We start from the raw sequence: 22,140 nt of genomic DNA on the forward strand, positions 1-22,140 counted from the left end.
CATAAAAACACCTCAATCATAATAATATTTTACCATGAATGGAGTGCCTTATGCTAGTTTGTCAACAATCTGAGTATATGGCCTGATTAGGCCGTATACTATCTTTTATATTGAAATAGAAGTCTGGTAATGATACAATTAGATGATATAGTTTGTTTGTTAGAGGTAGTAAGATGATTGGATTTTTGCGTGGTACAGTGGCCTATCTGCTGTCTGATATCTGCCTGCTGGATGTTAATGGAGTAGGCTATCGTGTATATATTGCTGGCAATACCCACCAGCAGCTGCATTTGGGGGAGGAAGCAACCCTGTTTACCCATACGGCTGTTAGGGAGGATGCCATTCAGCTTTATGGCTTTTATTCTCAGGAGGAATATGATCTGTTTCAGCTTTTGCTTACAGTAAGCGGTATTGGACCTAAGGTAGCCTTGGGAATTATTGGTGCCATTACTCCGGCTAAGCTTTGTCAGGCCATTCAGAAAAAGCAGGCTTCGGTGCTTACCAAGCTGCCGGGAATCGGAAAAAAGTCTGCGGAGCGAATGATTGTGGAGCTGAAGGATAAGCTGCATTTTGCAGATGCCGGAGAGGTGGAAACCTTGGAGGATTTCTTTGGTATGCCGGATATTGGGGAAGGGGTTGTAGCCGAGGCGGCGGCAGCTCTCCAGAGTCTGGGCTACAATCCTCAGCAGCTGGCTCCTGTTTTGGAAAAATGTACCAAGCTAAAGGCAGATCAGGATGTACAGGCAGTAATTAAATTTGCCTTGAAGGAATTGTCAGGGAGGTGATAGAGGTTGGAGGAAATTAATTACGGTGACTTTGCTCAGGAGCGGGTGGTAGATACCAATGCTCAGAATGGGGATGATTGGCAATATAGCCTGAGGCCAAAGCATTTGCGGGAATATATTGGCCAGAAGAAGGTTAAGGATAATCTGGATATTTTTATCAAGGCGGCTATGTCTCGAGGAGATGCCTTGGATCATGTGCTGTTCTATGGCCCCCCTGGCTTGGGTAAAACCACCTTGGCGGGTATTATTGCCAATGAGCTGGGGGTGAATTTCCGCGTAACCTCTGGGCCTGCCATTAACCATGCAGGAGATTTGGCGGCTCTTTTAACCAATCTGGGAGAAAGGGATGTTTTGTTCATTGATGAAATCCATCGTCTTTCCCGGAATGTGGAGGAGGTTCTCTATTCTGCTATGGAGGACTTTGCGCTGGATATTGTTATTGGCAAGGGGCCTAGTGCCCGCTCCATCCGCTTGGATTTGGCTCCCTTTACCTTGATTGGGGCTACCACCAAGGCTGGCTCTCTGGCTGGGCCTTTGCGGGATAGATTCGGTGTTATATCCCGCTTGGAATACTATGAGCCAGAGGATTTGGTGTTGATTGTAAAAAGAGCAGCGGAGATTTTGCAGATTCCTATTGAGGACAAGGGAGCCTGGGAGATTGCCCGCCGTTCCAGAGGTACCCCTCGTATTGCCAATAGATTGCTAAAGAGAGTAAGGGATTTTGCCCAGATTACTGGTGACGGTGTAATTACAGATGCTATTGCGGATGCTTCTCTCCAACGGCTGGAGGTGGACAAGATAGGTCTTGATCATACAGACAGGCGTATGCTGGATACTATGATCAGTAAGTTTGCTGGGGGGCCGGTGGGCCTGGATACTTTGGCGGCAGCCACCAGCGAGGAACGGGATACCATAGAGGATGTTTATGAGCCTTATTTGCTGCAGCAGGGTTTTATTAACCGTACCCCAAAAGGACGGGTGGTAACTAGAGCTGGCTATGAGCATATGGGGGTTCCTTATCCGGAGGTTTGAGAATAAATGAATTTGTTATTGCATATGTGCTGCGGCCCTTGCTCCTGCTACCCAGTAAAAAAGCTGCGGCAGGAGGGTATAGAGCCTGTGGGGTATTTCTTTAATCCCAATATTCATCCCTACAAGGAATGGGATATGCGCCTAAAGACCGCCAGGGAATTTGCGGCCAAGGTGGATATGAAAATGTATGATGATGACAATTATCGTCTAAGGGATTTTCTTCGGCGGGCCTTGGCGGCGGAAGCAGTGGAAAATGGCCGCTGTCGTATGTGCTATACCTGGCGGTTGGAGGAAACTGCCAGATTTGCAGCGGAGCAGGGCTTTGATGCTTTTACTTCTACTTTGTTTTACAGTATTTATCAGCAGCATGAGTTGATGAAGGAAACAGCAGAGCATTTTGCCAAGCTATATGGGGTGGAGTTCTACTATGAGGATTTCCGTCCCGGCTGGCAGGAGGGCATAGATATAAGCCAGGAGCTGGAGCTATATCGCCAGCCTTACTGTGGATGTATCTTTAGTGAGGAGGAACGCTATAGCAGGGCCATTCGCAAGGCGAGAAAAAAGGCTAACAAGGCCAAGAAGCGGGCTAGATTGGAAGCAGAGCAGATGGGGATAAATAGCTGAAAGGCGGTATAGGGATGCTAGGGAAGAGATTGAGAAAATATATGCCGGCACTGGTGGCAGGCTCCTTGGGGATTTTGTTGACCATTAATGCCGGGGTGGCCAGCGCAGGTATTGGTGTGCTTCGTCCAGGGGCAGGCAACAACCCGCCTAAAACTCCAGATTGGAATGTGAAGAATCAGGAAGGTGGCAGTGGTGCTGTAACCACCAAGGATGGCAAAAGTGTACAGAAGCTGGATAAAAGCAAGAAAACCACAGTTACCATGCTCAGTGTTATGCTGGGGGAGAGTCTTTCTTCGGTCAAGGTATCTGCCAGCGGCGATTTTGAGCTGGTGGATGGCAATGGAGGCAAGGTACTGAGAAAAATGCCGGCTAATGTTTCTGCCGAGGTGAAAATTTCCGGGGGAGCTGTATACCTAAATGGGGAAAAGCTGGCTAGCAGAATTATTACCCTGCGTACCGGGAAGGGCCAGCAGGTTGTTTACAATGGCTCTAGCTATCGGGGACAGCTGCGGCTGGTTTATGATGGCAGTGGGATTCAGGTGCTGAATATAGTTTCCTTAGAGGATTATGCAAAGGGGGTACTGCCTTCTGAAATGTCTCCCAGCTGGCAGCCAGAGGCCTTGAAAGCTCAGGCTGTGGCAGCCCGTACCTTTGCTTTGTACAATAAGGGCAAGGGACATACTGCCAGCAGCGGTTATGATTTGTGCAGTTCCAGTCATTGTCAGGTGTACAGCGGTACTGCTGCGGAAACTACCACTACCAATCAGGCTGTGGATGAAACATATGGCCAGATAATGCAGTATAATAATCAGCCTATATATGCAGCTTTTCATGCTTCCTCCGGTGGTGCTACGGAAAACAGCGAGGATGTGTGGGGGAATTATCTGCCTTATCTCCGCTCTGTAACCGATGATGACAGCAAGTCACCTTATCACAACTGGACCAGCAAATTTACTGTGGTGCAGGTGGAGAAAAAGCTGGCTTCGGCTGGCAAGGAGGTAGGTAATCTCAAGAGTATTGCTCTGGTGCCTATATCCTCCAGCGGATCTGTTACTGGCAGGTCTGCCTCTGGCCGGGCCTATGGGGTGAAGTTTATCGGCACTAATGGAGAGATAACCCTTACAGGAGAGCAGGCCAGACGGATTTTTGGCCTGAAAAGTGCTATGTTTAATGTGCGGACAGAGCGTAGTGTGCAGGTGCCAGCTAAAGGAAAGAAAAAAGTTACTGCCTCAGATGGTAAAACCATTGATGCCAAGCCGGCAGCTATGAATGATGGCATTATGAAGCTGCAGGGTGTGGATAATGTGGTTTTTGAGGGACATGGCTTTGGCCACGGCCTAGGCATGGCTCAATATGGTGCTAATGCTATGGCGGCAGCCGGCAGCAGCTATGATGTAATCCTGCATCATTATTACACCAATGTAATTATTCAGGAAATTTACTAATTTTTAGATAGTTTGGAGATAGAAATGCAATTATCAGAATTTGATTATCATCTGCCAGAGGAGCTTATTGCCCAGACTCCGGTGGAGCCAAGAAATTCATCCAGGATGATGGTGCTGGACCCAGTGGAGAAAACCATTGAGCATAAACATTTTTATGATTTGAAGGAATATCTGGAGCCTGGGGATACCTTGATTATGAATGATACCAGAGTTATGCCAGCTAGATTGCTGGGCTGGCGTGATGGTACCGGCGGCAAGGTGGAGGTTTTCCTTCTGCGGCGTATTGATGGGGATACCTGGGAAACTTTGGTGAAGCCAGGCCGGAAGGCGCAGATTGGGCAGGTTATCAGATTTAGTGATGAGCTGGCCTGCACTGTTACGGACCATACGGATTTTGGCGGGCGCATTGTAAAATTCCAGTATGAGGGTATCTTTGAGGAGATTTTAGATAGATTGGGAGAGACACCTTTGCCTCCATATATTCACGAAAAGTTGGCAGACAAGGAGCGGTATCAGACGGTATATTCCAAGGAGCAAGGCTCGGCTGCTGCCCCTACAGCTGGTCTGCATTTTACCAAGGAACAGCTGCAGGAGCTGAAAGACTATGGTGTAAATCTGGGCTTTGTCACTCTACATGTGGGACTGGGCACCTTCCGTCCTGTAAATGTGGAGAATATTGAGGACCATGTTATGCACAAGGAGTATTACAGCATTAGTCAGGAGGTGGCGGATTTGATTTTGGCTACCAAGGCTGCAGGCAAAAGGGTTATTGCGGTAGGTACTACCTCTATCCGTACTTTGGAGTCTGCTGCTGATGGGGTAGGAAAAATCAGTGGCAAATCTGGCTGGACCGGGATTTTTATTTATCCCGGCTATGAGTTCAAGCTGGTGGATGGTATTGTGACTAATTTCCATTTGCCAAAATCCACTTTGATTATGCTGATTAGTGCCTTTGCTGGCAGGGAATTTGTGCTGGATGCTTATAGGACAGCAGTGGAGGAAAAATATCGTTTCTTCTCCTTTGGTGATGCTATGCTGATTAAGAGGCAGGCTCTGGCAAAGGATAGAATGGAAAATAGCAAGGATGAAATTTCTCAGGCCCATACTGACGGCGGGGAGTGATAACCAAGATGGTAGATAAGGAAAAGGCCGGAGAGGCTATCCACAGTTTTTTGGAGGCTCTGGGACTGGATTTGATTGAGCTGGATATGGAGAAAACTCCTCAGCGGGTGGCGGATATGTATGCCTATTTGTTTAACGGCTTGGGCAAGGACACTAAGCATATATGGGGAGAGCTGTTTCCAGCAGAAAATGATAGCATTGTGGCGGTAAAGAATATTCCTTTTTATTCCATGTGCGAGCATCATCTGGTGCCTTTTTTTGGCCGGGTATCCTTGGCTTACAAGCCAGGCAATGGTCTGGTGGCTGGGTTTAGCAAGTTTACCAAGCTGGTGGAATTGCTTTCCCACCGCCCTCAGCTGCAGGAACGGCTGACGGAGCAGATTGCCCAGAGCATTGTAGATGGGATTCAGGCTCAGGGGGTGCTGGTGGTGGTAGAGGCTCAGCAGCTGTGTATGACCATGCGGGGAGATATGGCTAATGGCACCACTACTTTGACCTCTGCCAGCCGGGGCTGTTTTGCAGAGAATAGTGAATTGTATCATCAGGCATGGATGCTGTTGGGACAGGACAACTAATAGGCTATTTGCGCCGGAGCAAGATATTTGATTAAGGGAGTTAAGGGAGGCTCATAAATGCAGAAGAATCAGCAGGTTATGTATCCAGAGGAGAGAGAGTATAGCTGGCAGGATGGCAAGACACTGACTATTGGCAAAAAAACTTTGATTATGGGGATTTTGAATGTAACCCCGGATTCCTTTTCCGATGGTGGCAAGTGGAACAGTGTAGATAGAGCTGTTCAGCATATGCTGGAAATGGTGGTAAATGGTGCTGATATTATTGATATTGGGGCAGAATCCAGCCGTCCAGGCTTTGTTACCATGTCGGCTAAGGAAGAGATAGAGCGGTTAAAGCCGTTCTTGGAGGCTGTATTGCCAGCCTGTCCGGTGCCTGTGTCCATTGATACCTTTAAGGCTGAAACGGCAGCTTATGCGGCAGAGCAGGGGGTACATATGCTGAATGATATCTGGGGCCTGCAATATGCAGAGGAGCCGGGAGAAATGGCCAAGGTGGCTGCTGAATATGATTTGCCTGTGGTGGTTATGCACAATCGGGATTCCAAGGTGTACAAGGGTGATATTATTGACAGTATGCGGGCTTTTTTCCAGCGTAGCATAGATATTGCCTGTAAGGCCGGGGTAAAGCAGGAAAATATTATTTTGGATCCGGGCATTGGTTTTGGCAAGGATGTAGAGGGAAATCTGGAGGTTATGAACCGTCTGCAGGAGCTGAAGAAGTTTGCTGGTCATAGGTATCCATTGCTTCTGGGCACCAGCCGCAAGAGCTTTATTGGCAATACCTTGGATTTGCCAGTGGAGGATAGAATGGAGCCTACAGGAGCTACCTGTGTGCTGGGTATAACCAAGGGCTGTGAAATCATGCGGGTGCACGATGTACTGCCTATTAGCAGAATGTGCAGGATTACCGATGCGATTTTGGCCACAGGCAGATAAGAGGCCTAAGGAAGTTTTAAAGGAATTTGGCATGGATAATATAAAATTAACAGGCATGGAGTTTTTTGGCTATCATGGAGCTTTGGCCGAGGAAAACAAATTAGGCCAGCGGTTTCTGGTGGATTTGGAGCTTTATCTGGATTTGCATCAGGCGGGAGCTGGGGATGATTTATCTGCCAGCATTAATTATGCTCAGGCCTATGAGGTGGTAAAGGCTGTGGTGGAAGGCCCTGCCTTTAAGACCATAGAGGCGGTGGCAGAGGCGGCAGCTCAGAAATTGAAAAACAGCTATCCACTGCTGCAGGGGCTGAAAATTACGGTGCACAAGCCGGGAGCGCCGATTGCAGGGATTTTTCATGATGTGTCTGTAACATTGGAAAGATAGAAATATGAAATATATTTATTATCTCAGTTTGGGAGCCAATCTGGGAGATAGGCTGGCCACTATTGGCAAGGCTGTTGAGGCTCTGGGACAGCAGGGTGAAATCATCAGGGTTTCCCAGATGTATGAAACTCCTCCCTGGGGGAAGCTGGATCAGCCAGCTTTTATTAATTGTGCTGTAGTAATTGTTAGTAAGCTGGTTCCTGTGGAGTTCTTGCATGGCTGTCAGAGGATTGAAAAGAATCTGGGCCGGGTTCGCCATGAGCATTGGGGAGCCAGAACCATTGATGTGGATATACTGTGTGTCCAGAGCATAAATGAGCTGGAGAGTGGCAGACAGGCTATTGAGGCTTTGTTGGATAGCTCTGAGTTGGCATGTCCTTTGTTGATGATGGATACAGAGGAACTGCAGCTGCCCCATCCCTATATGCTGGAAAGGGCCTTTGTCATGGTACCTTTGGCGGAGATTGCTCCACAGCTGGTCTTGGCCAATGGCAAAAGGGCTATGGAGATTTGCCACAGTTTGCCAGACAAGGAAAATATTGTCAGCCTGGTCACGAATTAGTGTAGGTTGAAGAGAGAAAATATCTGTATGCTGTTGGGCTGCAGATGAGGAATAAAGCGAGGTGTAATTAGATGGCAGATGTTCATGAGAATAAAACCAATAAGGAAGAGGTTCGTCTTATGACCTATGAGGATGAGGCCAATTATGATGACGTTACCATTGAGGAGGTTCTGGAGGAGGAACAGCCTCAAGGAAAGGCCAGAGCTGGTCAGAAGCAGAGCACTAGACCGGAGAGCTTTGATAGGGTTTATGAGGATAATAGCAATAGACAGCAGAAGCAGGGCTATCAAGGCTATAGTCAAGGCTACCGCACCTATGGCAGGGGCCGAGGCCCTAGGATTTTCAGTGTTAATCTAGGCCGGAGTACTTCCTTGGGTAAAAGCTGGAAGTATCGGATTATTGGGGGCTTGGTGGCAGCTGCGGTCTTGGCCTTTTTGCTTTTTGTGGCTTTGCCATTCTTGTCTGTGGTGGTTGTAGTAGCCATGATAGCTTATTTACTTTATAGTTTTTTTGGCTAAATATAAATTTTTTTGAGGTGTAATATGGAGCGTTTGCAGAAGATTATAAGCAGAGCAGGGGCAGCCTCCCGCCGGGAAGCGGAGCGGATGATTCTGGCTGGCCGGGTTCAGCTTAACGGACAGGTGGTAACAGAGCTGGGAGTTCAGGCCGAGGCTGGTCAGGATGAAATTGCCATAGATGGACAGGTATTGCAGCTGGCTGTGCCTCGGCTGTATTTTCTGCTAAACAAGCCTCAGGGATATATTTCTGCTGTGAAGGATGATCGAGGCCGAAAAACTGTGGTGGAGCTTTTGCCAGAGGTGAAGGAGTATATTTATCCTGTGGGCCGGTTGGATTATGATACAGAGGGCCTGTTGATTTTGACAAATGACGGGGAAATGATGAATGGCCTGCTGCATCCTAGCTATGAGATTGACAAAACCTATATTGCCCAGGCTCAGGGAGTGGTGAAGCAGGGGCAGCTGCAAAAGCTGGCAGAGGGGATTCTGCTGGAGGATGGCATGACTGCTCCTGCCCAGGTGAAGCTGTTGAAGCAGGCCAAGGATAATAGCTCCTGCCTGGTACAGCTAACCATTCACGAGGGGCGGAATCGTCAGGTAAGGCGTATGCTGCAGGCTGTGGGCCATAAAGTGCTGAAACTCCGCCGGGTTGGCTTTGCCGGGCTGGATTTGCAGGGAGTGGCTCCTGGCAGTTATCGGCAGCTGAAACCGGAGGAAGTAGCAGCGTTGAAAAAATTTGCAGGAGTGCAGAAATAATTATGGAAAATGTGGATAAGGTTATTGTGGTAGGGGCTGGCCCTGCTGGCATGATGGCTGCTATTAAGGCGGCGGAAAATGGGGCAGAGGTTGTCCTGCTGGAAAAGATGAATCGTCCCGGCAAGAAAATGCTGATTACTGGCAAGGGGCGCTGTAATATTACCAATGTGGCAGAGAAGCAGGAGCTGATTCGGAATATACCGGGAAACGGCAAATTCCTTTATAGCTGTCTTAAGGCCTATGATAATGAGGATGTACAGCTGTTCTTCCTGACCTTGGGAGTGCCTACCAAGGTAGAGCGGGGAGGCAGGGTTTTTCCTGTTAGCGATAAGGCAGCAGATGTGGTAGATGCCATGGTGCTTCAGCTTCATGAATTAGGGGTGAAGCTAATTACAGATGCTAGAGTAACGGAGATTCTTACTGAGGACATGGAGGCTTCAGGGAGTGATGGGCTGGAGAAGGCTGTGCAGAAAGAGGACAGTCATAGCCAGCGGGCTGTAGGAGTAAAATTGGCTGATGGCAGGGAGTATCAAGGCCATAGTGTGATTGTTGCTACTGGTGGTATGTCCTATCCCGGTACTGGATCTACAGGAGATGGCAGCCGCTGGGCGGTTAGGCTGGGCCATCGGGTGGTGAAACAGCTGCCTGCCTTGGTGCCTTTGGAAACAGAGGATGAATGGGTCAAGGAGCTGCAGGGACTGGCTTTGAAAAATGTCCGGGCTGCTCTTTTGTCTGAGGGGGAAAAGATTTCCGATATGTTTGGGGAAATGCTTTTTACTCATTTTGGTGTTAGCGGTCCTATTGTTTTGTCCCTCAGCCGACAGGCAGCTCAGGAACTGGATAAAGGCCGGTTTGTGGAGTTGGAGCTGGATTTGAAGCCTGCCTTGACTATGGAACAGCTGGATGCAAGGCTGTTGCGGGATTTTGAAAAATATCAAAACAAGGAAATCAAAAACGGTATGCGGGATTTGCTGCCGGGCCGTTTGATTGAGCCGGTGCTGGATGCGGCCTATTTGAAGCCGGATAGACCGGTACATACTATTACCAGAGAGGAACGCCGCAAATTGGCTGAGGTGCTGAAATGCCTGCCTATGATTATCAGCGGTACCAGGCCTATTGCAGAGGCTATTGTTACGGCTGGAGGGGTGGATGTGAAGGAGATTGATCCTAAGACTATGGAATCCAAGCTGGTAAAGGGCTTGTATTTTGCCGGGGAAACCTTGGATATTGATGGATACACTGGTGGCTACAATCTGCAGGCAGCTTTTTCTATGGGGGCTGCTGCTGGTAACTGGAGCGTTTGGAATAATTAAAAAGGAGCTTGGCGTATGGCAAATAAAATTATTGGTAAAATTTCTCATGGTTTGCAGGGTGAGTTGATTATACCGGGAGATAAATCCGTTTCCCATCGCAGTGTAATGTTTGCGGCCCTGGGGGATACTCCGGTGCATATTACCAATTTTCTGCCTTCCGCAGACTGTCTGTCTACAGCGGGAGTGATGCAGGCCTTGGGGGCTCAGGTGGATTTTCTGGGTCCTACAGAGCTGATTGTCAAGGGTAATGGCCTACATGGACTACAGGAGCCAGCTACAGTGCTGGATGCAGGAAATTCTGGTACTACCCTGCGGCTGATGATGGGTATGCTGGCACCACAGAAATTCGTTTCTGTTTTTACTGGGGACAGTTCTCTGCACAAACGGCCTATGGGACGGGTTATTAAACCTTTGTCCATGATGGGTGCCAATATTGTAGGCCGGGCAGAAAATACCAGGCTGCCTATTACCATTGTGCCTACAGCTAAGGCCTTGGAGGGGATTACCTATGATATGCCAGTGGCCAGTGCTCAGGTAAAGTCTGCTATTTTGCTGGCAGGTCTTTTTGCCAATGGCACTACTACTGTGGTAGAGCCGTATACCTCCCGTAATCATACGGAGCTGATGCTGGAATCCTTTGGTGTTAAGCTGGGCTATCAGGGAACTGCTATTAGCATTGAGGCTCAGGATAAGCTAATTGCCCCAGAGGAAATCCTGGTGCCGGGAGATATTAGCTCTGCTGCTTTCTGGCTGGTGGCTGCTTCTGTAATTCCTCATAGCGAATTGCTGTTGAAGAATGTGGGCATTAATCCTACCCGTACTGGTATATTGGATGTTCTGCAGGCTATGGGGGCAGATATTACCCTGCAAAACCAGCGCAACAGCGGCAGCGAGCCAGTGGCTGATATTTTTGTACGCAGTTCTAAGCTTCATGGCACCAGCTTTGGGGCGGATATTATGCCTCGCCTTATTGACGAAATTCCGGTTTTGACTGTGGCAGCTATGCTGGCTGAGGGCAAGACTGTGATTACCGGGGCTGGAGAGCTGAGAGTAAAGGAAACTGACCGTATTCAGGCTATTAGCGACCAGTTTAACAAGCTGTGTCCTTGCATTGATGCTACAGAGGACGGTTTGATTATTCAGGGCACTTCCCCAGAGAAATGGCATCAGGCTACCTGCTTTAGCTATGATGATCATCGCATTGCCATGACCTTGGCTGTGGCAGGTATGGCTGGCCAGGGTGTGGAGATTGAAAACCCTGACTGCATTGATATTTCCTATCCAAGCTTCTATGAGGAAATGAATCGTTTGTACAAATAAAATTGATAAGGGAGAATTATTATGAGTAATCTTGTTGTAGCAATTGATGGGCCTGCTGGAGCAGGCAAAAGCACTGTGGCACAGCTGGCAGCCAAGGAGCTGAACTGCACCTATATTGATACCGGTGCTATGTATAGAGCTGTGGCTTGGAAAACCTTGCAGACCAAGAAGCCTGTTACAGATGAACTGATTGCGGATGTGGTGAAGGATATTCAGGTAGAGCTGTCCTATATTGATGGCAAAACCCAGGTCAAGGTGGATGGCACTGATGTAACTGGGGAAATTCGTACTCCAGAGGTAACAGCTATTGTTTCCCAGGTGGCAGCTTTGGGGCCTGTCCGGGTAAAGATGGTGGAGCTGCAGCGCCAGATGGCTAGCCAGAGTAATGTGCTGATGGATGGCCGGGATATTGCTACCAGCGTATTGCCTAATGCCAATGTAAAGATTTTCCTGACGGCTTCTATTGAGGAGAGGGCCCGCCGCCGTTTCAAGGAAATGCAGGCCAAGGGCTATGATGTAAAGCTGGAGGAGCTGCAGAAGGATATTGCAGCTAGAGATAAGGCTGATAGTGAGAGAAAAATTTCTCCTTTGGTGCAGGCTCCTGATGCAGAGCTTTTGGATACCAGTCATATGAATATTGAAGAAGTTGTGTCTGCTATTGTGGAAAGATGTAAAAAAGCCTAAAAGGAGAAGTATATGTTTTATAAGGTTTTAAGATTTGTCCTGCAAATTATCTTTGGCATTTTGTTTAGGCCTAAGATTTTGGGCAAGGAGAATGTGCCTATGACTGGCGGCATGATTATGGCAGCTAATCATCTTAGCAACTGGGATCCTCCTATGGTAGGCACTTATATGCCTCGTCCAGTGGCTTATATGGCCAAGGAGGAGCTGTTTAAGCCTGCTATTGCCGGCGCTGTTATCAGCAATCTCTATGCCTTTCCTGTGAAGCGGGGGGCGGCAGATAGAGCTGCTATTAAGACAGCCTTGGGGATTTTGAAGCAGGGCCTGTGCCTGGGAGTTTTTCCTGAGGGACATCGCAGCAAAACCGGCCGTATGGGTAAGGCTGAGTCTGGTGTGGCTCTGCTGGCTGCTATGGGCAAGGTGCCTGTGGTGCCAACAGCTATTATCAATACAAATAATATTTTCAAAAAGGGCAGTTTATTGCCTCAGATAAAAATTATTTTTGGGGAGCCTGTTTATTTTCAGGGGAAGCATAATGACAAGGAAGCGCTGGCGGAATTTGCCAATGATATTATGGCCAGAGTTCAGTCTATGCTAGATAAAAATACCTAAAAAATATTTTTTTCACAAAAAAATTGGTGATTTTGAAAAAATTGCATAGCCAATAATAAAATTTCATGATATAATGGCAGAGTGTTTTGAGTAACAATTTCTAATCTGTATTTGAGGTGACAGTTTTTGGAGGTTTATTTAGCGGAAAATCTTGGCTTCTGTTATGGAGTAAAGAGAGCAATTCAGCTGGCTGAGGATTCTGTTTCCCCTGATACCTGTTCCTACACACTGGGATCTATAATTCACAATCCCCAGATGGTGGCTAGGCTGGCAGAGGAAGGAATTGGCAAAATCGAATCACTGGATGAGATTCAGTCTGGCACAGTAATTGTCCGTTCTCATGGTGTTGGCCCTCATGTCTATGCAAAGATAGAGGAAAAGGGGCTGGGACTGGTGGATGCTACCTGTCCTCATGTGAGAAAGGCTCAGAATGCTGCCAAGCAGTTGGCAGATGATGGGTATCAGGTGGTTATTGTAGGAGATAAGAATCATCCTGAGGTACGCAGTATTCTGGAATGGGCAGGAGAAGGTGCGGTTGCTGTTAATACTGAGGAGGAAGCAGATGCTTTGCCACGGTATGGCAGGCTGGGTATTGTATCCCAGACAACCTTTTCGGGAGCAAAATTTAAAAAGATTGTGTCCAAGATGTTGGAGCGGTCCTCGGATATAAGGATTCTGAGAACTATCTGCACCGCTACAGATCAACGCCAGGCGGCGGCTGTCAAGCTGGCAGGCCAGGTGGATATGATGATTGTGGTAGGGGGCAGAAATAGTGCCAACACCACAAAGCTGGCCCAGCTTTGTCAAGAGAAGTGTAAAACATACCATATCGAAACGGCTGATGAGGTTTGTGACGAGTGGTTTGCTACAATAAAAAAAATTGGTATTACAGCAGGTGCATCTACGCCTGACTGGATTATCAAGGAGGTTTACGAGAAGTGTCAGAAGAAATGAACATGGAAGCTCTGTTAGCAGCTGAGGAAGAATCTATTAAGGAGATAAATGAGCACGATTTGGTAGATGCTTTAGTAGTTGCAGTAAATGACAACGAAGCTATTGTAAATATCAAGGGCAATAAGAACGATGTTCCTATTGCAAAGCATGAGCTGGCTGATCCAGCACCTGAGTCTGCTAAGGATGTTGTAAAGGTTGACGATGTAATTGAAGTTCTGGTCGTTTCCAAGGGCGGCGAGAATGGTCTGGTCGTTTCCAAGGTAAAGGCTGATCGCCTTGCTTGCTGGAAGGAACTGGATGGTATTGTAGAGAAGGCAGAGCCTGTTGATGCTGAGATTACTCAGGTTGTTAAGGGCGGTCTGGTTGCTCGTGTAATGGGTGTTCGTGCATTCATTCCTGCATCCCAGGTAGATCTGCACTATGTAAAGGATTTGGAGAGCTATGTTGGTCAGACTGTAAAGGCTCTGCCACTGGAGCTGGATATCCGCAAGCAGCGTCTTGTTCTGTCCCGCCGTCAGGTTCTGGAGACTGAGCGTGAGGCTAGCCGCGCAAAGGTATTCGAGACTATTCACGAGGGTGATGTAGTTGAGGGTACTGTAAAGCGTCTGGTTGACTACGGTGCATTCATTGATATCGGCGGTGTAGACGGTTTGGCTCATATTTCCGATCTGTCCTGGAGCCGTGTAAAGAAGCCATCTGATGTTCTGCAGGAAGGTCAGGTTCTTCAGGTTAAGGTTAAGAACATTGATCCAGAGGCTGGCCGTATTTCCCTCTCCGTTAAGGAGACTATGCCAGATCCTTGGTTGGAGAAGGCTGAGAAGTACACTGAGGGTTCCATTATCAGCGGTACTATCATTAAGCTCACCGACTTTGGTGCATTCATGGAGATTGAGCCAGGCTTTGATGGCCTGATTCCTATGGGCGAGCTGGCAACCAAGCGCATCAACCGTGCTGACGAGGCTGTTGAGCTGAACCAGAAGGTTAATGTAAAGATTCTTCACATTGATATGAAGAGAAAGCGTATTTCCCTCAGCATTACCAAGGCTAACAACGGTGAGGCTGCAGAGTAATATCTGCTAAAAACAAAGATTTTTATGTAAGGAGTGGTGGTAACATCACTCCTTATTTACAGTTAGAAAATAGTGCAGGCAGTTTAGACCGGCAGGAGAAGATATAGTAAGCAATGAAAATGTATGGTAAAATATTGACAGTACCGGAGGGGAGTCTGGCAGAGGAGCTGGAGCTGGTTCCGGGAGATAAGATTCTGGAAATCAATGGCATGAAGCTGCGGGATATTATAGATGTCAGCTTTGCCTTTGCCTGTGAAGAGGTAGAGATGCTGGTGGAGCATGAGGATGGTCAGCAGGAGCTTTTTGAGTTTGATAAGGATTATGACGAGGAGCTGGGCGTAGAGTTTGAATCTGCTGTTTTTGACGGCATTAGACATTGTGCTAATAACTGCTATTTTTGCTTTGTAGACCAGGTAGCTCCTAATATGCGGGATAGTCTGAATATCAAGGATGATGACTATCGTATGTCCTTTTTGTATGGCAATTTCATTACCCTGACCAATATGGTAGACAGGGATTTTCAGCGCATTAAGCAATATCATCTTTCCCCTTTGTTTGTTTCTGTACAATGTACCAACCCAGAGCTGCGGAAGCAGATGCTGCGGTGCAAGACGGCAGACCGCCTTATGAGCCAGCTGGAAAAGCTGGAGGCTGCCGATGTTGAATACCATACTCAGATTGTTTTGTGTCGAGATTTGAATGATGGGGCGGAGCTGGATAGATCCATTCAGGATATTATGGCTAGACAGCCCTATGCCCAATCTATGGCAGTAGTGCCAGTAGGGCTGACCAAATTCCGTCAGGATTGTTATCCCCTGAAAAGCTTTGATGCGGAAAGTGCTGCCCGAGTGGTGGATCAGGTGGAGAAGTATCAAATCCGTCAGCGGGCCAAGGATGGCAGAACCTTTATCTATCTGTCTGATGAATTTTATTTACTGTCGGGCAGGCCTTTGCCACCAGCAGAATATTATGATGGATTTCCTCAGCTGGACAACGGCATAGGTCTGGCTAGAAGTTTTATTGAGGATTTCAAAATGGCAGCTGAGGAGGCCCAGCAGGAGGAGAGAGAGGCCGATGGTAAGCCTGTTAAGCTGGCGGTGGTATCTGGTACTTCTATTGCGCCACTGTTGAAAAGGCTGGCAGATTCTCTCCAGCTGGCCAAGGTTGAAATTACAATGGTGCCTGTGGTTAATAATCATTTTGGTTCCACTGTTAATGTTTCTGGTTTGCTGACAGCCCATGATATGCTGTCAAGCCTTAAGGGCATTGATAAGCAGGTGGATGGAATTTTGATTCCTGAATCTGCCCTGCGGACTGGTGATAATATTTTCTTGGATGATGTAAGTCTGGATGACTTTTGCCAAAGCCTGTCCTGTCGGGTAGAAACTGTGGCAGGGGGTAATGATTTTTATAATGCTCTGGCTGATTGGCATAATTATAGCGGTGTAGGAGCAGGCAATGCTTCGTATATGTGGCAGAGCAACGCAGCCTATACCAAGAGAGGAGGAATGTTAAATGAGTAAGCCTATAGTTGCTATTGTAGGCCGCCCAAATGTGGGCAAGTCTACTCTTTTTAATCAGATTGGCAAGAGGCGGGTGTCTATTGTTGATGATATGCCGGGGGTAACTCGTGATCGTATTTATATGGAGGCTGAATGGCTGAATCATAATTTTACCATGATAGATACAGGCGGTATTGAATTTGAGGATACAGATCATATTCTTAAGTCCATGCGTCAGCAGGCCTTGGTGGCTATGGAGGAGGCCGATGTAATCGTATTCGTGGTAGATGGCCGCTCTGGTTTGACTACTGCTGACGAGGAAGTAGGCCGTATGCTGCGGAATACCAAAAAGCCTGTTATTGTAGCAGTAAATAAGATAGACAGCCCACAGCTGGAGGCAGCTATCTATGAGTTTTACAGCCTTGGCCTGGGGGATCCTATTGGCATTGCTGCATCTAATTCCATTGGCTTGGGAGATTTGCTGGATACGGTAGTGGCAGCTTTCCCAGAAAATACTGGTGAGGACAAGGATGAGGATGAAATCAGCATTGCGGTTATTGGCCGTCCAAATGTAGGCAAATCCTCTATTGTTAATGCACTGATTGGTGAGAACCGGGTTATTGTCAGCGATGTGGCTGGTACTACTAGAGATGCCATTGATACCCATTTTGTTACCGATGGCATTAAATTTATGCTGATTGATACAGCAGGTATGCGCCGTCGTGGCAAGATTGATGAAGCTATTGAGCGTTATAGCGTTATGCGTTCTCTGCGGGCTGTGGATAGAGCTGATGTAGTGCTGATGGTGATTAACGCTGAGGAGGGCATTACAGAGCAGGATAAGAAGATTGCCGGCTATGCCCATGAATCTGGCAAGGGCGTTATTATTGTGGTAAACAAATGGGATGTATTCCCAGATAAGGACGACAAGTCTACCCTGCGGTTTACTGAGGATCTTCGTGATGAAATCGGCTTCCTGCAGTATGCTCCTGTAGTATATACTTCTGCCTTGACTGGTCAGCGTATTCATAGAATTACGGAGCTGGTAAAATATGTGGCAGATCAGCAGTCCATGCGTATTCAGACCAGCGTGCTGAATGAATTGATTCGGGATGCCGTATCCGTTAATCCGCCACCATCCCATCGTGGCAAGCAGCTAAAGATTTTCTTTATGACTCAGACAGATATTCAGCCACCAAAGTTTATTGTCTTTGTTAATGATCCTGAGTTAATGCATTTTTCCTATCTGCGTTTCTTGGAAAACCGTCTTCGGGAAAGCTTTGGCTTTGAGGGAACTCCTTTGAAGCTGATTGTCCGGGGCCGTAAGGAAGAGGAGGATTATTGATATGTTGGGATTTATCGTTGCGGCAGTAATCAGTTATGTCCTAGGCTCCATTCCTAATGGCCTGCTGTTGGGCAAGGGAATTTGGGGTGTGGATTTGCGGCAGCATGGCAGCGGCAATATAGGAGCTACTAATGCCTGGCGCACCATTGGCAAGGCTGGTGGCTTTAGTATTTTCTTTCTGGATATGCTAAAGGGGGCCATTAGTACCTATTTAGGCCTCCGTCTTGGCGGCAGTGAGCTGGCAGGGATTATCTGCGGTCTGTTGGCTATTGTGGGACATTCCTGGTCCATTTTCCTGGGCTTCAAGGGAGGCAAGGGGGTAGCCACCGGCCTTGGTGTTATTGTTACTCTGATGCCTTGGGTAACTATTATTGTATTCCTGGTATGGCTGGCTATTGTAAAGGCTACAGGCTATGTATCTCTAGGCTCCATTGTAGCGGCTGTACTGGTGCCGGTGCTGGCGTTGTTTATGGGCCTTCATACAGACTTCCTGGTTCTGGGCCTGATTGCAGCAGTATTTATTGTTTATCGACATAAAAGTAACATTGGCCGTTTGTTAAATGGCACAGAAAGCAAGATAAAATCTGGGGGACATCATGTAAAATAATTCAATGTCCTATCTGTAAGGTTTGACAGCTCCTGTCCTCTCATGGGGCAGGAGCTGATATTTTTTATGGCAAGAATGGTGAGATAATGGAGAAGTATCGTATTGTACCGGAAAATTGCAAACGTCTAGGACAACTGCTGGCAGGTATGGAGCAGACAGCACAGGAGGGCAAATTGCTGGATGCAGCGGTTATTCGCCATGTGGAAGTAACTCCGGCCCGGAATATGTGGGAATTGCTTATCTGGTCTTTGGACAAATTGCCAGAGGAACTGCTGGACAGAGGAAGGGACTATGTAACGGCTAAGCACGACCTGCAGGAGGTGCGGTTCTATACTACTGTTATCAAGCTGGAGAAGGTGCTGGAGCAGAAATGGGAACAGTTGGTGGAGTTTGTTACCAAGGGTGACCATGCGGCCAAGGTAATTTTGGACCAATCCCGCCGGGTTTATGGTCAGAATGCAATCCTTTTGCAGGTTCAGGGAGATTTTGCCAAGTACTTGCTGGAAAAGCACAAGGTTCTGAACAAGCTGAGGGAGGGTACAGAAAAGCTGATTGGTTATCCTGTGGCCCTGCAGTGTCAGGCAGTATATGAGGCCATAGATGCTATTCGCCAGCATATGCCACCAGAGGATCCGGCTTATTTGGAGGCGCTGAAAAGAGCTCAGACTGAGCCAAAGATGCCAGTGGCTCAGGGGGGAGGCGGCTCAGATTATGGCAAGCCTGCTGGCCCTCAGCCAGTACAGCCATATAATGCAGGTAATGCTTCTGGCAACAGCAAGACTGGGGGAGATAACAAGGGCGGTAAAAAATATCGCCGTCGCCAGCTGGTTATTGGGGCTGAGGATTCTCCTCTAGTATTTGGCGAGGGCATAGTAGGGGATATAACTCCTATTAATCAGCTGCAGGGAGAAATCCGCTCCGTTATTGCTCAGGGCTATATTGGGGGCGTTGATGGCAAGGAATTTGCTAATACCAATATGCTCTTGTTCTCTCTGGCTGATAGCACCGAGGGCATTAGCTGTAAGATATTTATCAGGGAGCATGAGGGTTATGAGGTGGTTCTAGGCCGTTTGAAAAAAGCGGCTAAGTCTGGGGGTGTCATTAAGGTTAAGGGTGCGGTCCGCTACGATACCTATAGCAATGATTATAGCCTGATGCCTGATTCTCTGATGCTGGTGGAGCAGGAGGCTCGCCAGGACAAGGCTGAGGAAAAGCGAGTGGAACTGCATTGTCATACCAATATGAGCTCTATGGATGCAGTTTCTTCCGCCAAGGCCCTGATTAAGACTGCGGCCAAATGGGGCTGGCCGGCTATTGCCATTACGGATCATGGCTGTGTTCAGGCCTTTCCAGATGCCATGTCTGCTGCCAAGGATGCAGGCATCAAGGTTATCTATGGTGTAGAGGGTTATCTGGTTGGTGGGGATTATAAGCAGAAAAGGGCCCACCATATTATTATTCTAGCTAAGAATCCTATTGGTTTGCGAAATCTTTACAAGCTGGTTTCCATGTCCAATCTGCGTTTTTTCTTCAAGCGTCCTAGACTGCCCAAGCAGCTGATTCAGGAGTATCGGGAGGGCTTGATTATTGGCTCTGCCTGTGAGGCGGGAGAACTGATGCGGGCTATTGTGGCTGGTGCTCCTGAGGAAGAGCTTTTGGAGATTGCCTCCTTTTATGATTATCTGGAAATCCAGCCTATTGGCAATAATGAATTTCTTGTTCGGGAGGAAGCTTTTCCCAATATAAATAGTGATGAGGATTTGATAAATCTCAATCTCAAGGTGGCAGAGCTGGCCAAAAAGCTGAACAAGCCTTTGATTGCTACCTGTGATGTGCATTTTCTCAATCCAGAGGATTATATTTACCGGGCCATTCTTATGAAGGGCACCGGTTTTAAGGATGCAGATAAACAGCCTCCTTTGTTCCTGCGGACTACAGAGGAAATGCTGGCGGAGTTCCAGTATCTTGGCCAGGAGGCAGCCTATGAGGCTGTTGTAACCAATCCTCGGAAAATTGCTGATATGGTGGAAAAATTTAAGCCGATTCCTGATGGCTTGTATTCCCCTATGATTCCGGGAGCAGATGAGGCTATCAGGGATATGACCTATAACAAGGCTCATGAACTATATGGCAGTCAACTGCCAGAGGTGGTGCAGGCCAGAATTGACCAGGAGCTAAAGCCAATTATTGCTCATGGCTTCTCTGTGCTGTATCTCATTGCCCATAAGCTGGTGCGAAAATCCAATATAGATGGTTATCTGGTAGGCTCCCGAGGTTCTGTAGGTTCTTCCTTTGTGGCTACCATGACAGATATTACAGAGGTAAATCCTTTGCCACCTCATTGGCGTTGTCCTTATTGCAAGCATAGTGAGTTTGTGCTGGATGGCTCCTATGGCTGTGGCTATGATTTGCCAGATAAGGAATGTCCTGTGTGTGGTACCAATATGCTGAAGGATGGTCACGAAATTCCTTTTGCGGTGTTCCTAGGCTTTGATGGAGATAAGGTACCAGATATTGATTTGAACTTCTCTGGTGAATATCAGCCTGTGGCTCATAAGTACACAGAGGAGCTTTTTGGCAAGGACAATGTATTCCGAGCCGGCTCTATTACTACGGTGGCGGATAAAACCGCCTATGGCTTTGTGAAGAAATACTATGAGGAAAAGGGACAGTCCAAGCGGGAGGCCTTTATTGGCCATATGGCGGCAGGCTGTCAGGGGGTAAAGCGTACCACAGGTCAGCATCCAGCGGGTATCATGGTAGTGCCCCGGAATATGGATGTGCATTTCTTTACCCCGCTGCAGCATCCGGCAGATGATTTGAACTCGGAAACTATTACGACACATTTTGATTATCATTCCATCAGCAGCCGTTTGGTAAAGCTGGATATTCTTGGTCACGATGATCCTACGGTTATTAAAATGCTGGAGGATTTGACACATCGGGACCCAAAGACCATTCCTTTTGATGATCCGGCTACTTTGAGTATTTTTAATTCCACTACGGCTCTGGGAGTAACTCCAGAATTGCTGGGAGCTAATTCCGGCACCTATGGTATTCCAGAGTTTAGAACCAATTTTACCCGCCAGATGATTGATGACACCAATCCTAAATGTTTCAGTGATTTGGTGCGGATATCCGGCTTCTCTCATGGTACGGATGTATGGCTGGGCAATGCTCAGGATTTAATCAAGGCAGGCACCTGTACCCTGCAAAATGCAATTTCGGCCCGTGATGATATTATGATTTATCTCATGCACAGCGGTGTAGATCCACTGGCTTCCTTTAAGATTATGGAACGGGTAAGAAAGGGCAAGGGGATTCCTGAGGATCAGGTGGAAATGCTGCGGGAAAAGAAAATTCCTGAGTGGTATATAGAATCCTGTCAGAAGATTAAGTATATGTTCCCCCGGGCTCATGCTACCGCCTATGTTATGATGGCCTATCGCATAGCCTTCTGTAAGGTTCATTATCCTCTGGCTTATTACGCTGCTTATTTCTCCATTCGTGCTGCGGCCTTTGATGCAGATATTATCTCTCTGGGGCAAAAGGCTGTGGAGGAAAAAATGGCGGAGTTGGAAGCCAAGGATAAACGGGAGGCCAAGGAGGAGGAGCTTTATGTTGTTCTGCAGCTGGCTTGGGAAATGTATATCCGGGGCTTCACCTGCCTGAAGGTGGATTTGTATCGCTCCAAGGCAGATAGATTTACCATGCTGCCAGAGGAAAATGCTATTTTGCCGCCTTTTACTGCTCTAGGAGGCTTGGGCAGTGTAGATGCTCATTCCCTGGAGGAGGAGCGGGAAAATGGGGAATATTCCTCAGTGGAAAATATGAAAAAGCGCACAGGTATAACCAAAACCTCTGTGGAAGCCCTGCGGAATCATGGCTGTCTTGATGGCATGGATGAAAGCGACCAGCTTAGTCTTTTTGGTTAAGGTGAGGCCTCTCTAATCAAATTCTAATCTTTTTGTCAGATGATTTTCAGCTTGGCAGGTT

21 protein-coding genes are annotated in these 22,140 nt (G+C 47.6%); all 21 read left to right on the plus strand.

The window, feature by feature from the left end; all coding sequences use genetic code 11:
- Positions 1 to 173: 173 nt before the first annotated feature.
- The 21 genes from ruvA (at position 174) to I6E26_RS08305 (ending at position 22,079) form a co-directional block, all read left to right on the plus strand.
- Positions 174 to 785 carry a Holliday junction branch migration protein RuvA gene (ruvA, locus tag I6E26_RS08205; RefSeq protein WP_235321368.1) on the plus strand — a complete coding sequence of 204 codons (612 nt, stop codon included), beginning with the start codon at positions 174 to 176 and terminating at the stop codon, positions 783 to 785.
- 15 nt (positions 786 to 800) lie between these two features.
- Positions 801 to 1,817, plus strand: a complete 1,017-nt coding sequence (ruvB, locus tag I6E26_RS08210; RefSeq protein WP_419179920.1) for a Holliday junction branch migration DNA helicase RuvB — start codon at positions 801 to 803, stop codon at positions 1,815 to 1,817.
- A 6-nt stretch (positions 1,818 to 1,823) separates the two neighbouring features.
- Positions 1,824 to 2,441, plus strand: coding sequence for an epoxyqueuosine reductase QueH (locus I6E26_RS08215; protein ID WP_235321369.1), 618 nt, complete (start codon positions 1,824 to 1,826; stop codon positions 2,439 to 2,441).
- A gap of 14 nt (positions 2,442 to 2,455) precedes the next feature.
- The gene (locus I6E26_RS08220) at positions 2,456 to 3,886 is read left to right on the plus strand and encodes a SpoIID/LytB domain-containing protein (RefSeq protein ID WP_235321370.1); all 1,431 of its coding nucleotides are present in this window, start codon (positions 2,456 to 2,458) and stop codon (positions 3,884 to 3,886) included.
- A 24-nt stretch (positions 3,887 to 3,910) separates the two neighbouring features.
- Positions 3,911 to 5,008 (plus strand): tRNA preQ1(34) S-adenosylmethionine ribosyltransferase-isomerase QueA, encoded by a 1,098-nt coding sequence (gene queA / locus I6E26_RS08225; protein ID WP_235321371.1) that lies wholly within the window; start codon positions 3,911 to 3,913, stop codon positions 5,006 to 5,008.
- A gap of 8 nt (positions 5,009 to 5,016) precedes the next feature.
- A complete protein-coding gene (gene folE, locus I6E26_RS08230; RefSeq protein WP_235321372.1) occupies positions 5,017 to 5,583 on the plus strand; it encodes a GTP cyclohydrolase I in 567 nt (188 codons plus the stop codon).
- A 57-nt stretch (positions 5,584 to 5,640) separates the two neighbouring features.
- Positions 5,641 to 6,519 (plus strand): dihydropteroate synthase, encoded by an 879-nt coding sequence (gene folP, locus I6E26_RS08235; protein ID WP_235321373.1) that lies wholly within the window; start codon positions 5,641 to 5,643, stop codon positions 6,517 to 6,519.
- On the plus strand, positions 6,494 to 6,904 hold the full coding sequence (gene folB / locus I6E26_RS08240) for a dihydroneopterin aldolase (protein ID WP_235321374.1): 411 nt from the start codon (positions 6,494 to 6,496) through the stop codon (positions 6,902 to 6,904). Before folP ends, folB begins: the two co-directional genes overlap by 26 nt.
- Positions 6,905 to 6,908: 4 nt before the next feature.
- Entirely contained in the window at positions 6,909 to 7,466 is a 558-nt protein-coding gene (folK, locus tag I6E26_RS08245) for a 2-amino-4-hydroxy-6-hydroxymethyldihydropteridine diphosphokinase (protein WP_235321375.1), read from the plus strand.
- A 71-nt stretch (positions 7,467 to 7,537) separates the two neighbouring features.
- On the plus strand, positions 7,538 to 7,984 hold the full coding sequence (locus tag I6E26_RS08250) for a hypothetical protein (RefSeq protein ID WP_235321376.1): 447 nt from the start codon (positions 7,538 to 7,540) through the stop codon (positions 7,982 to 7,984).
- 24 nt (positions 7,985 to 8,008) lie between these two features.
- Positions 8,009 to 8,740 carry a pseudouridine synthase gene (locus I6E26_RS08255; RefSeq protein ID WP_235321377.1) on the plus strand — a complete coding sequence of 244 codons (732 nt, stop codon included), beginning with the start codon at positions 8,009 to 8,011 and terminating at the stop codon, positions 8,738 to 8,740.
- Between the two features lie 11 nt (positions 8,741 to 8,751).
- Positions 8,752 to 10,053 (plus strand): NAD(P)/FAD-dependent oxidoreductase, encoded by a 1,302-nt coding sequence (locus tag I6E26_RS08260; RefSeq protein ID WP_235321397.1) that lies wholly within the window; start codon positions 8,752 to 8,754, stop codon positions 10,051 to 10,053.
- Positions 10,054 to 10,068: 15 nt separating this feature from the next.
- Positions 10,069 to 11,373 (plus strand): 3-phosphoshikimate 1-carboxyvinyltransferase, encoded by a 1,305-nt coding sequence (gene aroA, locus I6E26_RS08265; protein WP_235321378.1) that lies wholly within the window; start codon positions 10,069 to 10,071, stop codon positions 11,371 to 11,373.
- Positions 11,374 to 11,394: 21 nt separating this feature from the next.
- Complete coding sequence (cmk, locus tag I6E26_RS08270; RefSeq protein ID WP_235321379.1) at positions 11,395 to 12,057, plus strand: (d)CMP kinase; 663 nt, start codon at positions 11,395 to 11,397, stop codon at positions 12,055 to 12,057.
- 12 nt (positions 12,058 to 12,069) lie between these two features.
- On the plus strand, positions 12,070 to 12,666 hold the full coding sequence (locus I6E26_RS08275; RefSeq protein ID WP_235321380.1) for a lysophospholipid acyltransferase family protein: 597 nt from the start codon (positions 12,070 to 12,072) through the stop codon (positions 12,664 to 12,666).
- 126 nt (positions 12,667 to 12,792) lie between these two features.
- Positions 12,793 to 13,620, plus strand: a complete 828-nt coding sequence (ispH, locus tag I6E26_RS08280; RefSeq protein WP_235321381.1) for a 4-hydroxy-3-methylbut-2-enyl diphosphate reductase — start codon at positions 12,793 to 12,795, stop codon at positions 13,618 to 13,620.
- A gap of 2 nt (positions 13,621 to 13,622) precedes the next feature.
- On the plus strand, positions 13,623 to 14,690 hold the full coding sequence (rpsA, locus tag I6E26_RS08285) for a 30S ribosomal protein S1 (RefSeq protein ID WP_235321398.1): 1,068 nt from the start codon (positions 13,623 to 13,625) through the stop codon (positions 14,688 to 14,690).
- A gap of 113 nt (positions 14,691 to 14,803) precedes the next feature.
- Positions 14,804 to 16,213 (plus strand): DUF512 domain-containing protein, encoded by a 1,410-nt coding sequence (locus I6E26_RS08290; RefSeq protein ID WP_235321382.1) that lies wholly within the window; start codon positions 14,804 to 14,806, stop codon positions 16,211 to 16,213.
- Complete coding sequence (der, locus tag I6E26_RS08295) at positions 16,206 to 17,537, plus strand: ribosome biogenesis GTPase Der (RefSeq protein WP_235321383.1); 1,332 nt, start codon at positions 16,206 to 16,208, stop codon at positions 17,535 to 17,537. Before I6E26_RS08290 ends, der begins: the two co-directional genes overlap by 8 nt.
- A 1-nt stretch (position 17,538) precedes the next feature.
- Complete coding sequence (plsY, locus tag I6E26_RS08300) at positions 17,539 to 18,144, plus strand: glycerol-3-phosphate 1-O-acyltransferase PlsY (protein WP_235321384.1); 606 nt, start codon at positions 17,539 to 17,541, stop codon at positions 18,142 to 18,144.
- Positions 18,145 to 18,230: 86 nt separating this feature from the next.
- A complete protein-coding gene (locus tag I6E26_RS08305) occupies positions 18,231 to 22,079 on the plus strand; it encodes a PolC-type DNA polymerase III (protein ID WP_235321385.1) in 3,849 nt (1,282 codons plus the stop codon).
- Positions 22,080 to 22,140: the final 61 nt, after the last annotated feature.

It is taken from the genome of Anaerovibrio lipolyticus (genome assembly GCF_021531495.1).
GTDB lineage: Bacteria > Bacillota > Negativicutes > Selenomonadales > Selenomonadaceae > Anaerovibrio.

What these genes read in the sequence shown, in the direction of transcription:
- folP (WP_235321373.1), top strand. Translation starts at nt 5,641, where the DNA reads ATGCAGAAGAATCAGCAGGTTATGTATCCAGAGGAGAGAGAGTATAGC.
- I6E26_RS08290 (WP_235321382.1), top strand. Translation starts at nt 14,804, where the DNA reads ATGAAAATGTATGGTAAAATATTGACAGTACCGGAGGGGAGTCTGGCA.
- cmk (WP_235321379.1), top strand. Translation starts at nt 11,395, where the DNA reads ATGAGTAATCTTGTTGTAGCAATTGATGGGCCTGCTGGAGCAGGCAAA.
- der (WP_235321383.1), top strand. Translation starts at nt 16,206, where the DNA reads ATGAGTAAGCCTATAGTTGCTATTGTAGGCCGCCCAAATGTGGGCAAG.
- I6E26_RS08215 (WP_235321369.1), top strand. Translation starts at nt 1,824, where the DNA reads ATGAATTTGTTATTGCATATGTGCTGCGGCCCTTGCTCCTGCTACCCA.
- I6E26_RS08250 (WP_235321376.1), top strand. Translation starts at nt 7,538, where the DNA reads ATGGCAGATGTTCATGAGAATAAAACCAATAAGGAAGAGGTTCGTCTT.
- I6E26_RS08220 (WP_235321370.1), top strand. Translation starts at nt 2,456, where the DNA reads ATGCTAGGGAAGAGATTGAGAAAATATATGCCGGCACTGGTGGCAGGC.
- rpsA (WP_235321398.1), top strand. Translation starts at nt 13,623, where the DNA reads ATGGAAGCTCTGTTAGCAGCTGAGGAAGAATCTATTAAGGAGATAAAT.
- aroA (WP_235321378.1), top strand. Translation starts at nt 10,069, where the DNA reads ATGGCAAATAAAATTATTGGTAAAATTTCTCATGGTTTGCAGGGTGAG.
- folK (WP_235321375.1), top strand. Translation starts at nt 6,909, where the DNA reads ATGAAATATATTTATTATCTCAGTTTGGGAGCCAATCTGGGAGATAGG.
- I6E26_RS08305 (WP_235321385.1), top strand. Translation starts at nt 18,231, where the DNA reads ATGGAGAAGTATCGTATTGTACCGGAAAATTGCAAACGTCTAGGACAA.
- I6E26_RS08275 (WP_235321380.1), top strand. Translation starts at nt 12,070, where the DNA reads ATGTTTTATAAGGTTTTAAGATTTGTCCTGCAAATTATCTTTGGCATT.
- I6E26_RS08255 (WP_235321377.1), top strand. Translation starts at nt 8,009, where the DNA reads ATGGAGCGTTTGCAGAAGATTATAAGCAGAGCAGGGGCAGCCTCCCGC.
- queA (WP_235321371.1), top strand. Translation starts at nt 3,911, where the DNA reads ATGCAATTATCAGAATTTGATTATCATCTGCCAGAGGAGCTTATTGCC.
- ruvA (WP_235321368.1), top strand. Translation starts at nt 174, where the DNA reads ATGATTGGATTTTTGCGTGGTACAGTGGCCTATCTGCTGTCTGATATC.
- plsY (WP_235321384.1), top strand. Translation starts at nt 17,539, where the DNA reads ATGTTGGGATTTATCGTTGCGGCAGTAATCAGTTATGTCCTAGGCTCC.
- folE (WP_235321372.1), top strand. Translation starts at nt 5,017, where the DNA reads ATGGTAGATAAGGAAAAGGCCGGAGAGGCTATCCACAGTTTTTTGGAG.
- folB (WP_235321374.1), top strand. Translation starts at nt 6,494, where the DNA reads ATGCGATTTTGGCCACAGGCAGATAAGAGGCCTAAGGAAGTTTTAAAG.